9 protein-coding genes and 1 pseudogene are annotated in these 13,484 nt (G+C 36.9%); 5 read left to right on the top strand and 5 right to left on the bottom strand.

All coding sequences use genetic code 11. The annotated features are described in order from the left end of the window. Window positions 1-236: hypothetical protein (locus tag AFK68_RS40210; RefSeq protein WP_210407696.1), on the top strand; the 236-nt coding region annotated here is incomplete at its 5' end. A gap of 2 nt (window positions 237-238) precedes the next feature. After that, entirely contained in the window at window positions 239-505 is a 267-nt protein-coding gene (locus AFK68_RS30185) for a hypothetical protein (RefSeq protein WP_094677615.1), read from the top strand. Window positions 506-764: 259 nt separating this feature from the next. On the opposite strand, the gene AFK68_RS30190 is transcribed toward AFK68_RS30185, so the two are convergent. From AFK68_RS30190 to AFK68_RS30220, 5 genes and pseudogenes are all read right to left on the bottom strand, one after another. Beyond that, window positions 765-1,223 (bottom strand): sigma-70 family RNA polymerase sigma factor (locus tag AFK68_RS30190; protein WP_210407697.1); only part of this gene is annotated, 459 nt, incomplete at its 5' end. Between the two features lies 1 nt (window position 1,224). Then, window positions 1,225-1,665 (bottom strand): annotated as a pseudogene (locus AFK68_RS42860) (sigma-70 family RNA polymerase sigma factor); the annotation flags it as partial. 277 nt (window positions 1,666-1,942) lie between these two features. Continuing rightward, window positions 1,943-2,386, bottom strand: a complete 444-nt coding sequence (locus tag AFK68_RS30200) for a YbjN domain-containing protein (RefSeq protein ID WP_094677619.1) — start codon at window positions 2,384-2,386, stop codon at window positions 1,943-1,945. Window positions 2,387-3,987: 1,601 nt separating this feature from the next. Further along, complete coding sequence (locus tag AFK68_RS30210; RefSeq protein WP_094677623.1) at window positions 3,988-6,159, bottom strand: WD40 repeat domain-containing protein; 2,172 nt, start codon at window positions 6,157-6,159, stop codon at window positions 3,988-3,990. A gap of 363 nt (window positions 6,160-6,522) precedes the next feature. Beyond that, window positions 6,523-8,343: an ATP-binding protein gene (locus tag AFK68_RS30220; protein ID WP_094677627.1), complete on the bottom strand. Its 1,821-nt coding sequence runs from the start codon at window positions 8,341-8,343 to the stop codon at window positions 6,523-6,525. 1,457 nt (window positions 8,344-9,800) lie between these two features. Here AFK68_RS30220 and AFK68_RS30230 point away from each other — a divergent pair. From AFK68_RS30230 to AFK68_RS30240, 3 genes are all read left to right on the top strand, one after another. Beyond that, on the top strand, window positions 9,801-10,325 hold the full coding sequence (locus AFK68_RS30230; protein WP_094677631.1) for a phycobiliprotein lyase: 525 nt from the start codon (window positions 9,801-9,803) through the stop codon (window positions 10,323-10,325). A 602-nt stretch (window positions 10,326-10,927) separates the two neighbouring features. After that, complete coding sequence (locus AFK68_RS40215; RefSeq protein ID WP_210407698.1) at window positions 10,928-11,065, top strand: hypothetical protein; 138 nt, start codon at window positions 10,928-10,930, stop codon at window positions 11,063-11,065. Between the two features lie 786 nt (window positions 11,066-11,851). After that, window positions 11,852-13,423, top strand: a complete 1,572-nt coding sequence (locus AFK68_RS30240) for a LamG domain-containing protein (protein WP_094677635.1) — start codon at window positions 11,852-11,854, stop codon at window positions 13,421-13,423. Window positions 13,424-13,484 lie beyond the last annotated feature (61 nt).

Here is a 13,484-nt window from a genome sequence, read left to right on the forward strand (position 1 = left end):
TCACAATTTCCCACGCTGGAGGCCCACCACCTGGTACAAAGCCTCCTGCTACTAATCAGCAAGAGGATACTTCTGAGCCATCTGGTAATAGAGGAAAACCTGTAGAGGTCGACCTGAGAACACCGAACCGACTCGCCGTCAGCCTCCGACTCAGCAGCCAGAAACTACTCAGCCCCCACCCCAATTTCCAGAGCCTGCTGGTAGGGTTACCCCTGTTGAAGGTATCATCACTCTAAGATTGATTAATCAAACTGGTGCTGTAATTGGATATCAGGTAATAGGTGGCCGACATCGGATTCTAGGTGAAAGTTCAGTGGTAGAATTATCTGAACTGCCAATTCCACTAACCTTAACCTACCAACGTCCTGATGGTGGTTTACTTTTGGTACGTCCTCAGAGGATTTCTTCTAGAGTATTAGAAGTTATATTTAATCCCACAGAAGATTTTGATTTAGATACAAAGTCACTGAATATTACTGGTAAAGGTGGGGTATTTTTGAACTAGGTCATTTCAGTTATCAGTTATCAGTTATCAGTTATCAGTTATCAGTTATCAGTTATCAGTTATCAGTTATCAGTTATCAGTTATCAGTAGTTACCGAAAAATTAAGGTATAAAGCCTCTCCATTCATGGAGAAAAAAGAAAAAAATTCCTTTTAGTCAATCCTCTTCTTTATAAGAAGAGGTAATTATTAATTATTGAATGAGGTACAGTTGTTTTTCTTCTTTTCTACTCCCTACTCCCTAAAACAATAGAATCTTAACTATTCTGGTTCTTTTGGAACTTTGAGAAACTGATTTATACCTGTACTAACTTGCTCAATATCATCATTCAAATAGATGGCTTTAATATCTTCTGGCAAATTAGTATCTAGATTATGATATCCCTGTTGCAATAAAGATTTTACTTCCTGATGTGAAATTGTTTCTCCCTCAGCTTGGAGATAAGCTGCTATTCTTGTTTCACTCCAGTGAAAAGTCTGAAACATTAACAAAATCAAGCGTAGTAAAGGCTCTAACTGATCTAATACTTGCCTGAAATAGCACCATAAAGGTGGTGGGGCCATTTCTAAAGAATAACGAATTGACTCGACAGGGGGCATTTCTTCTTGGTTAATACTAATGGCTGTAATATTAATTAACCAATTCTGAAGAGTAGTATTTCCAGTCTCTGGATCTGCTCCCTCTCGCAAATCTAAGCCACGCAATTCGTAAAATATATGNCTCTAACTGATCTAATACTTGCCTGAAATAGCACCATAAAGGTGGTGGGGCCATTTCTAAAGAATAACGAATTGACTCGACAGGGGGCATTTCTTCTTGGTTAATACTAATGGCTGTAATATTAATTAACCAATTCTGAAGAGTAGTATTTCCAGTCTCTGGATCTGCTCCCTCTCGCAAATCTAAGCCACGCAATTCGTAAAATATATGTTGCCAGGTTTGAGCAAATAGATAGTCTGCTTGAACAGGCGATCGCACAGAATGTTGAATTAAAGTTTGGACTATCATACCATAACGACAGAAAATAGTGACAAAGTATTTTCCTTGGTCTGGATAGTTTTGAAATAGGGTCAACAGTTCTTGGTCACTGTGATGAAATAGTGATTTAACTATGGGGTGATTAGATTCGGGAAATTTGTAAGTAGGCTCTGTTTTTAGCATATACTTGGAAAAATTAGATTAATGAATCATAAAATTTAAGAAGCACTATTAATTCTAAAATATAAATTCCTTTAGCTAAATCAAAATATAGTCGTTTGAAATAAAAATTAGACGGCTAAATTCCTGATTTAAAAGGATTATATCAAGGTTAAGTATCTCAATCCTTTTCTGGAATGACTATAGCAGTCGCCATTACTAAGGCAGACATTCTCGCACTTCTCAAATTTAGTCCGTTCTGCAAATTCAACTTCTGACTTCTGACTTCTGACTTCTGACTTCAGCTAATTCTATCCATAGCTCTTTTTCCGCCCCACTGCCCAACAATTTTATCATCATATTCATCAGAAATTTTTAAAACTGCTTTAACAGATGCTTCTAACTCTGGTTTATCACAAGTCGAACCAACTATTGTATGTTCAAATATAATATTATTATTGTCATCTATACCAAAAGCACCAAAGCGCATTTTACTATTTTCTCGTAATAAAAATTTTAGTAAATCAGATGTTAAATTAACATCTGTTACAACAGAAGAGCGAGTATTAATAATTACCTCATCATCTCCCCAAGGAAAAACAAATACTTCAACTAACGCAGAACCCATAAACAAATTAATACCAGGTAAATCTTGTTTAGCATAGGGAAATTTATCAAATAATTCTCTCATCCATAAACAAATTTTGTTGTAGCAATCTTCTTGTATATTCGTCTCAAATTTCATAATTTTTCTCCTTCTATACCAGTTGAATTAAGATGAAATGGTATTAATAATTGCCTCATAATTTCCTCAAAGAAAGACAAATATTTCAACCAAGGCAGAACCCATAAACAAATTAATATCAGGTAAATTTTGTCTAGCAGAGGTCAGTTTATCAAATAATTCTCTCTATTTTGGTCTAATACCAATTACCATGCATTAATGCTATACTTCAGCTTGATTTCAGAAGTTAAATAGTTAGCAAGATTCAAAGTCTTTTTTTGACAATTATTAGTCGGTTAGTATAGGTTTTTCCTACTTTTAACGACTCCCCCAGCCTCCCACACTTCCCACACTTCCCCACCCAATCATATATAGCATTCATGCATGAGAAATGGTCTAACGGGATAATTGCTCGAACCTTGTAAAAAGAATCCGTCTTTTAAAGTTACATTATGGAAAAAAAAATCTGATTCATACCAAATCCGGGTATAAAAGCAGGCTTGTCCCATCACCCAATTCCTTATTTAGCAAAGGCTTTAACTTTAAAAAGTACCCTCTCACTAAGGTGGATTTCGTATCACCACTGCATCTTAATAGCCACATCATTGAGCATTTTAAGATAGCCTTGGCCAAATATTTCCTGACAATGAGTTCTTTAATCTTCGATCGCCATTCAGGAAATGGTCAAATCTGAAAAAAACTTTTTACTGTCCATTGAACTACTGAATAGGGTAAATTTAAGATAGTATAGGAAATAAGTTTGTTTTTTATCAAAATAATTGGGTATTAAAATAGCAGTCAGCGGTCAGCATATTGCTATCGCCAGACTATCGCCAACAGCTCCCAAGGCGTATAATGGGGGATTCAAATCCCCCATTATACGCACACCACTAATTTTTCAAACTATTGTGGGGGACTTAAATCCGCCGATTTTAGCTAATAGCTGAATGCTGATACCTGATAGCTTGTTAAACCACGCCTTTTAAGGCGAAATGTTTTTGGAGGATTACTCAAAATCCCCATTACAAAAACAACTTCTCAGTTCTAACTTCATTAAAGGTATTATAATTATGAGTGAAATATTAACACCTAATTTAGTAGCCCAAGTTCTTACTACATTGGGTTCTGTAGGTTTTTTCTTACTGGCAATCCAAGCATTAAGAATATTAAAGCAATAGTCACAGCAAAAATGTAGGGCGTTTTCCTGAGTTATGACGCAAACATATTGCCGAGCAAAATGGCTATTCGCCCTTACTGACTGCTGACCAAAAAATAAGGTTTCATACTTCTAAACCGGATTTATTATCAAGTCTACCCTTGGATAGAGGATGAAAAGGATACGTTTAGTATTTCAAAACTCTAGGTTTACCCAGAAGCACTGATAACTGTTTAGCGTTCCGCACAACTTTCCTATCGGAATGCTACGCAAACGTTAACGCGGAGCGACATGGNTTAGCGTTCCGCACAACTTTCCTATCGGAATGCTACGCAAACGTTAACGCGGAGCGACATGGAAAGCGGAGCATTCCCTATACGAAAAAACGCAGTTCCTCTGCAAGAGGCTAACTGTTAACGTAGTTACGACCATAGGAGGCTAACTGATAACCGAAATAACCGCTTCATTAACTTTCTAATTTTAAAAAGTGTACTCTTCCAGAAGCTTCACCAACAATAATTTGTACTCCATCTGCTGCCACAGCGCAACATTCCAAGGAACTCTCCCCAGTAAAATCGGCAATTATCTGTCGCGTTTCTAAATCCCAAACCTTGAGAGTATTATCATCAGATGCAGAAATCACCAAACTGCCATCTGGTGTAACTGCAATGGAACTTACCCAGTCAGTATGACCACTTAAAGTGAATAGTTCTTGTTCTCTTTCCAAACACCAAACTTTAATTGTTTTGTCAAAAGAACCCGAAATCACTCGCTTGCCATCTTGTGTTACTACTAACGCCTTTACCCACCCAGTATGACCAACTAATGTTGTCACTTCCTCTCCAGTTTCTAAAGACCAAACTTTAATAGTTTTATCAAAAGAACCCGAAATTACTCGCGCTCCATCTGGTGTAACTGTAACTGCACTTACCCAGTCAGTATGACCTCTAAGCGTACAAACTACCTGTAATGTTTCTAAATTCCAGACTTTGAGAGTTTGGTCAGATAAGCAAGCGATCGCTTGTTGTCCATCTGGTGTAACTGCTACAGCAAAAATACATCTATTGTCACCTTCTATAGTCAATAATTCCTTTGCTGTTTCCAGACTCCAAATTTTGAGAGTATTATCATCTGAAGCTGAAATAATCCGTTTATTTGGTAATGCAGCGATAGAATTCACCCGATCAGTGTGACCTTTAAGAGTATAAATAGGTTTTGTTGTGTTCAAATTCCAAACTTTGATCGTATGATCCCAAGCAGCAGAAACTACTTGTTGCTCTGGCAAAACTACTGCTGCATTCACTCTATTAGTATGTCCAATTAGGGGAGAAAGTTCTTCGGAGGTATCAAGACTCCAAACTTTAAGGGTGAAATCATCGGAACCAGAGATTAAGCGTCCATCTGGCAAAACTGCAACTGCATATACTGAGTCAGTATGACCTTTAAGGGGAAATAACTCTTCTCCAGACAGGAGATTCCATACTTTGAGAGTATTATCGGAAGCTGCGGAAATCATGCGTTTATTATCTGGAGTTACTGCTACTGCATTTATTCCTTTGGTATGACCTTTGAATGTAAAAATTGCTTTTTTGCTATCAAGATTCCAGACTTTAACTGTGTTATCGGAAGAACCTGAAATAATTTGTCTGTCAGGAAGTGTAGTTATAGTTCTCACTCCACCTGTATGACCTGTAAGTGTAAATAGTTCTTCTGCTGTTTCCAGATTCCAAATTTTGATAGTGTTATCAGATGAACCTGAAATAATTTCTGTCTCAGAAAAGACTGACACTGCATTTACCCAACCTTGATGACCTGTGAGAGTAATTTCTGCTTTTTGTGTTTCAAGATTCCAGACTTTAATAGTATTGTCTGAGGAACCCGAAATTACTCTCCCATCTGGTAAGGCTGCCACTGCTCTTACTGCTCTTGTATGACCTGTGAGGGTAACTAATTCTTCTGTTGTTTCAAGGTTCCAGACTTTGAGAGTGAAGTCATCAGAACCAGAAATCACCCATTTATCACCTAGTAAGGCGATCGCTCTAATTCGCGCCGTATGACCAGTAATGGTACTAATTTCCTTACCTGTTTCCGGGTTCCAAACTTTGAGAGTATTGTCTGAAGAACCAGAAATTACCATTCCTCCACGAGTAACAACTACTGCATTTACCCAACCATTATGACCGATAAAAGTTCGTAACAGTCTGCCTCCAGGTGGTGTGAGACTAGGTGCAGTTGGTCTTAACCAGGGGGTCAGTTTCCAGGATTTTGCCTGTTCTAGCATTTTCTGAATTTCTGGGATTTCAAAAGATAGCAGTCGCCCCCACAGTTGTCCTGCTAGTTGGGTTTTATCTTCAACTAAGATATGAGATGATAGTTCAATTGCTCCTTGAATTAATTTTAGGGTTTTTAGTTTTTCACTTGATATCCAGACATCAGAGTGCATAACTTCCTCATAATCATTTAGTAGATATTCTACTCCGAATAAATATAGTCTTGATTCAAGAAAATCAAAATCTGTGAGTAAGCGATGTAGTTGTTCTGTATCGGATTCACTGACTAGAAAACCCGGTAAAGTTTCTAAAAGATAACGTTGATCTTCTAGGGGTAGTTGAGCTAAATTTTCTCTAAATTCACCCATTTTAATTTCCTTTTCAATAATTGATATCGAATCTGCTTGCGCGTCGAGTGATATCAGAAACCGGGTTTGTGGGAGGCATATATTAGTATGGTAGAGCATTTAATACAAACCCGGTTTCTATGCTTTTTTATGCCGATACTACCGAATTTGAGATCGAATCCCTTCTTTCTTCTAACTCCTGACTCCTGTACAGGCGTTTCGGCTGTCGCCGACATTAAAAGGCGAAGCCCATGCCGTAAGGCTATATGGCCATTAGCTACGCACAACTTTCCTAGGTCATGCTCCGCATTCATGTCGGCTCTTAGCCGAAACGTTTTATATGTCGCGTAGCGAAACGCCCCTACGACTCCTGAATCCTCAATTCTAAGCATTTTTATAAACCATTCCTAATAAATTGTTTTTAATTTGTTTTTCCATACTTTCAATTTCAATTAATGATTCTACTTCCTGAACAATATCTTTACGGTAGAGAAAATCTTGAAAAGCAGCATGATATATACTATATACTGGCTTACCTTCTGTTTGATAAATCCGCAAAAATTGTGCCCATTCATCCAATATTTCTTGAACTGTCAAGGATATTTCTCCACTAAATTTAGCTAACATTCCACAGGATACAGGTTTACGAGTTTTTGTTAAGAAATATATGATTTTTAGTTTAGTAACTGGCAATGGTTTAACATTCATTCTCATTCTATGCCAATGTTGATCGTAATATTTCTCTAAACCTTGGGGTAAACTTTCTAAGCTGATATCTCCATAGTTACCTTGCTCAATATCATCAAGTACATATTTTAAATACATGAAGTTATTTTCGCTTTTGCTAGCTATAGATTCGACAAATTTTTCTAATGTTAATCCCCTAGCTTCAATCCATGCTTGAACTGCCGATCGCTTTGTTCTTAGGCGAATAAATAGTTTAACATCTTCCAAACTTTCATTCGGATAGATCATTAAATCAAAAATTTTCTGTGGTGCCGACACTACTAATGGTAGTGGATCGGATCTCTTTGTCACCATAAAATAGACTCTATTGGGTAAATTTGATGGTAAATATAGGACATTAGCTGCTCCACTCTGACTACTTAAATCCACTTCATCCAAAGCATCTACTGCTATTATTAGTTTTTCTCCAGGGGGTAATTGGGCACTAATTTCGTTCAGTAGTTTTGACAGAAAGTTACCATTGCTGGTATTATCTGGATGTAATGGTAATTCATAAGGCAAATTATAACGTTCAATTAATTGGGTACAAACACTCTTAAGAAAATCTTCAGCCCTAGTTCTACCTTCTGATAATAGATTGAAATAGGCAATAGAACCTGTGCGACGTACATATTCGGCAATAATTGTACTTTTGCCTACTCCTGGATCTGCTTCGATGATAAAATATCCTTTAGATTGATTTTGAATAAAATCTTCAATAGCGTCAAAGACAAAACCTCGTCCCAGAAATCCTTCTGTTTTATCCGCTATGAGGGCGGCAAAGTCAGCAGGTATCGCTTGACATTGCTTCATCTGTTTGCTTAACAGTGATATTAACTGTTCTAAGTGGGAGTTAGCTCCTCCAATACCTACAATAATTTTATCAATATCTTGACGGTAGTCTCCTACAAATTGATCTACTCTTTTCTCTATGCTATTGGTAACATCAACCAAACGACTGACGTCTTCTCCTGCTGTGGCTAACATATCGTGGACTAAGGCTTGAAATACTGTGCTTTCTGTTCTCAATTCGTGGCGAAATTGATGCACTGTAATTGATACTAATCTAGTTTCAACTAAATAAGATAATTCTTTGGGAGCGTGTTTCAGCCATTTATCTTTGCTTTGCAGTCTAGACATTACTGTTTTTGTAATCGCTTGTTCTTCTCCACCTTGAGGTATATGAGTCATTCTATGCTTTTGTGTCTGTACTAAATCTAATATCATTAGTGCATCTTTCTCCATTTCTGTTAATCTAGTTTCAATTGCAGCTTTCTCTTGTTTCCACTGGGGTAGTTGTTGAGACTCTTTACGAATTACTTGCAAAGCTTTACAGTATGAAGTTACTAATGCTTTCTGTATTACCTGATTCTTTTCATCAGCCTTTTTTGCTGCCCATTTATTTACCGAATGCCATGTGACACTGGTTATTTGTTCTAGTCCTGCACCCGCAAACAGGGTTAATATCTCTATGAGCATAGTGTTAGTACCCTTAAATTATATCAGATTTAGTGTATATCCTAATAAGTTTAGTATCATAACTTAACCTTATTATTTACCACAATTTAATGTATTTGGAAAGAGCGTTCGCGAAGTATCTCCTTTGGAAAATCCCTACAATTAAAGCTTTTTAGTCCAATTTATAGCAGTTTGCAATTTGATTAGCTATAAAGTTTTTAGTTATTGGGAGATAAAGGCTAAAAGCAATATACCACATTAATTAACAATATATTGTAGTCAAACGAACTTGATGCCATTTCATTTATAAATTATCAGTACCTCTGACTGAATGAAATACTGAAGTTGATTTTTTGGCATCCCCTTAGAAGAGAAGGATGCTTGAGACTTTAAGTTTTTGTCAATTAATATGAAATACAAAAAATTCTGGAAATACACGAATATTCTCATCTTCTTATCAATATTTGGCAGCAAACATTAATGTATTTCAGATAAGTATCTAGGCAAAATTAATTTAATACCAATTCCCAAAAAAAAAAATAATGCGATACTTTTTCAAGAGTTCAGTTATTAACTAATAATACGACTTTGAAAAAATAATGCTACCAAAGGTTAGAGATAAATCAGATATGCTTAAAAATAGCTGCTCTATAGCAATCCGATTTTAGTTGTAATATTTTCCTGGTAGTTAGGAGTCAGGAGTCAGGATTCATAATTCAGGAGTCAGAATTTTCAAGGTTTTTAGCCCAGAAAAACTATTATAAAAACTATTACGACCTATTTAGGATTGCTATAGCGTTTCTCAAGCTTATGAGATACACAAGCTCTTTAATTTGTTTTCTATTCCCTCCATACCTATTCCCTATTCCCAGTTAAGTGTTCCCTAAAACAAACGAATTTTGTACCTCACGCTTCTTGGGAATTGCTATCTAATTTATTTTAGATAGTTATTTATATTTTTTTATCCATTGTTTTTAATATTTACTCCTTCTTCCTTCTTCCTTCTTCCTTCTTCCTTCTTACTTATTACCCAATTATTAATAATTAATAATTAATAATTAAATAATTCGCGCCTTGAAGCCTCCCCTTGGATAGGGGAAAAAAAGTGCTAGGATATTTCCCGATATTCAATTCCGTAACGGTTTTAACCTTCTTNTTCGCGCCTTGAAGCCTCCCCTTGGATAGGGGAAAAAAAGTGCTAGGATATTTCCCGATATTCAATTCCGTAACGGTTTTAACCTTCTTATAATTATCAATTATCAATTAATGAATTCTTCCTTCTTTCTTTCTCCTACCATTTGTAACAAACATTTATCAAATTGGTATAAGAATGTTTTTAAGGATTCGTTTGCTAAAAGCCAGGATATCTGGTGAACCCTATTCCCTACTCCCTAAAATGCTACAGTTAAAATTTGACTCAAAATCCCAATCAGTGCAAAATATAGTATTGATTCAGAATTAATAAGATTAGTAAGTTAATGGACATTATCGAATTTTTTAAGTTAAGTGCTGGTGAATGGTTTTCCCAACGCACGGTTCACAATTTGGTTTCTGGGGAGTTGCAAGCAGGTAAATCAGAAGTGAATGTTGAAATATTGGAAAAAACTGACCCTACATTAATCAAGTTGTGCGAACAACATCAGGTTGACTCCAGTGCAACTGAGTTAATAGGAGTGAAGATTAGCTGGAATGGTACAACAAAAAAAGAACAAGTCAAAGATGCAGGTTCAACAATGCTGATACTTATTCCTAATTCTGACGATCCTAACCAAGGTAAATTATTGCAAGACAGAGGAAATGGTAACAGTAATCAATTTAATGGTCGCTACATTATGGGGAGTGATGATATTCTAACTTTGATTACAGAGTCGGAGGATTTTTACGCTGAGGAACGTTTTTGGTATTTAATACCTAATTTGCGGTTACGCAGCAGTGTGGTTAAGAGACCAAACGGTTTTGCTTTAGCTTCTTTTTGCTCAGAAATTCGCCGAGTCAAAAGTTAGTAAATCGTTTGCTAGCGGGAGCATCTTGCTCCCAACTTTCTGCTCCCCACAGTTCCCACACTTTTCGGCNTCCGAAAACTTTTTGACAACTGCTTTGAGTTTAGTATAAAAATCAGTGTGTTTTATGTTGTACTGAGCTGGTTGTATTGGAAGTTGTTTCTGTACTAAATTTTGAGCTTGATTTTTTGATTTTGGTTTAAAGGGATTGGAAGATGAGGACACAAATTTAGAATTCTCTGGTGGTTTCTGTTCTAAAAAGCTAGGGTTATTTTGTGTTTGTAAAGACTGAGTATCTATCTGAATTGTCAAATTTGTGAGAACATTTCTAGTAATAATATTTTGAAATTCAGAGTTGAAATGATAAATAGGCTGACCGCGACGTTCCCATAATGTTAATATTTGCTGGACAGAAATAGCCTTGTAACGTCCCAGATATAATGCTTCAATAACTGCTAAAGAAAGCCACTCGACTTGATAGTTGTTCTCCCAACGAGCAATAAGTTGCTCGGAAGTTTCACCACCAAGGTCAAAATCATACTTTGTTAACAAAGTCTCTGCTAAAGTAGATATAGATGACTGTTCTGTCATTGGTCTTTGATTTTTTGCTCATAGCTAATATAGCAGAAGGAAGTAGAAAAAAGGAAGACCAAAGTTGGTTTATTCTTGATATTTCATTGTTTGAGATATTTGATTCAGTAAAGAGCGGTAATGGTAAATGCTATAGCGATATGGGAAGTTAGAAGTCGGAAGTAATCTCTGAGTAAGTTTGAGTATTTATAAATGTCCGCGATATATTTGCGTAGTGCTATAATTTTAAACTACCGAGNTATAGCAGAAGGAAGTAGAAAAAAGGAAGACCAAAGTTGGTTTATTCTTGATATTTCATTGTTTGAGATATTTGATTCAGTAAAGAGCGGTAATGGTAAATGCTATAGCGATATGGGAAGTTAGAAGTCGGAAGTAATCTCTGAGTAAGTTTGAGTATTTATAAATGTCCGCGATATATTTGCGTAGTGCTATAATTTTAAACTACCGAGCTTTCTATGAACATAGCCACAGTTGTAATAGGTTTTTGAAGTATAGGCTTCATTGTAATGAACAACTATTACCGAAAAATCTAAGGTATAAAGCCTTCTATATTCAAGAGAAAAAAGTGATCTTGAATTTCCTTATATTCAATTCCGTTAGGGTTTTTCTTGAGGTAATAATTAATTATTAATTATTAATTATTAATTATTAATNTAATGAACAACTATTACCGAAAAATCTAAGGTATAAAGCCTTCTATATTCAAGAGAAAAAAGTGATCTTGAATTTCCTTATATTCAATTCCGTTAGGGTTTTTCTTGAGGTAATAATTAATTATTAATTATTAATTATTAATTATTAATTGTTGAAGCCTCTCCTTAATCACTGATCTGCGGAATGTGGGCCTCAATAAATAGCTTCATGTTAAGAATTATTAACGAAGCTCAATATCTTAATAAATTATGGTAAAAAAGCTGAAATCTTAGAACTGTAGGTATATGCCTGTTAGTAGCATTGCAGAAAAATTAAAAAAGACCTATGCCGATCGCTCCTACAAGCACACGGAGATGATTACCCACAAGGGAACCCCCATCGCCTTTGCTATGGACGATCGACGACGGCTGTTTTATGCGGTACTCGACTTAAACGATACCGAGGGCAACAAAGAGGAGTTTGATGTAGCTTATTGGCCAGAGAACCCTTCCGAACTACAGTTTCCTAACGAAATTGAGCAGGTGGGTTTTAGCATCACAGGGGCAACACGAATGCCTGTGGTAAAGCTAGATACTAGGCAGGAAGTGGCCGATCCGACCACCTTATTTCCTGAAGAGGTCGATCCATTTCTCTCTAGTACGGCCCGTTTGACGGCAGATGCTCCTTTCAAAGTATTTTCTGATAATCAACACATTTTTGTCTTTCGTCAGGCGATCGCTAATAATCACCTTGATACGGTGTATAAGCTTAGTAGTGGTGGTGCATCGGGAGATTTGACCCGTAGTGACTTACAACAGAGCAATGGAAATAATGTTCCTGTAGTAGATAGTACCCTATTGTGCGATCGCTTCGTTCTCTCTGGGAAAAGGTTACAGCCTAACCGAGAGGTACGCTATCAACGCAGTCGCCATAAAACCAACCCTGCTAGCCAAACCGACAGCTTAGGGTCAAAAGATATGGAAGGCAACCCCTTCTTTGAACCTACCCAAGAACTGGCGTTTATTCGCAACCTGAACAATGGTGGTTTTACAGTATTGCAACTACCGACCCAAGTGCAGGGGATAAAACGCTGGCAATTTTTTGCCCATAATAGTGCCACTGAGCGTATTGATGCTTTTAATGTGGAAGTTGCCGAAGATGGACTGTTTAACATCCAAGGGACTCAACTTTATACCAGTCCAGATCCTCTTTACCGCAACGCCGTATTAGAACGAGAACCTGGAAGCGACCCCTTTACGGGTGCTGCTTTAATTCCTGTGTCTCAATCTAGCAACCATGCAGAAACAGCATTAGCTTTTGATGGAGCTACAAACTATGTAGAGGTGAGCCTTGCTCAACCTTGGCAACCTACAAAATTTACTGTAGAAGCTTGGGTACGTGCAGCACAGGAAAATTTGCCCCAAGGAACAGGACTATTTAGTTCTAGTAATACAGAAGGAACTAATTCAATTCAAATTGAAACCGATGGTTCAGGGAACTACCAGGTTAACTTTCAAGGGGGAAATTTAACTATTGGCAAGACTTTGAGTGAATGGCAATATCTAGCTATTGCCTATGATGGTAAAACCCTCAAAGGTTTCTTAGATGGCACAGAAGTTTTTTCTCAAGACCAAGACCTTTCGTCTCAATTTACTCACTTCCGTATCGGGGCTAACCGTGGAGGAAATCAGCTATTTGAGGGAAAAATTGATGAAGTGCGGGTGTGGGACTTTGACCGAACTGGGTATGACATAACCAGTCAGCGTTTTCTGCGTCTCATTGGTAATGAAGCAGGTTTAGTGGGCTACTGGCGATTTGATGAAGGGACAGGTAGCACAGTTTTTGATCAAACAGATAATAGAGTTGTTGGGAAATAAGGTAAAATGGTTCAAGCAGAAATTGGCCAGAAGAATGCTAAATATTGAACGAGCCTTAAAA

The sequence above is a fragment of the Hydrocoleum sp. CS-953 genome (genome assembly GCF_002260545.1).
Classification (GTDB): Bacteria; Cyanobacteriota; Cyanobacteriia; order Cyanobacteriales; family Microcoleaceae; genus Trichodesmium.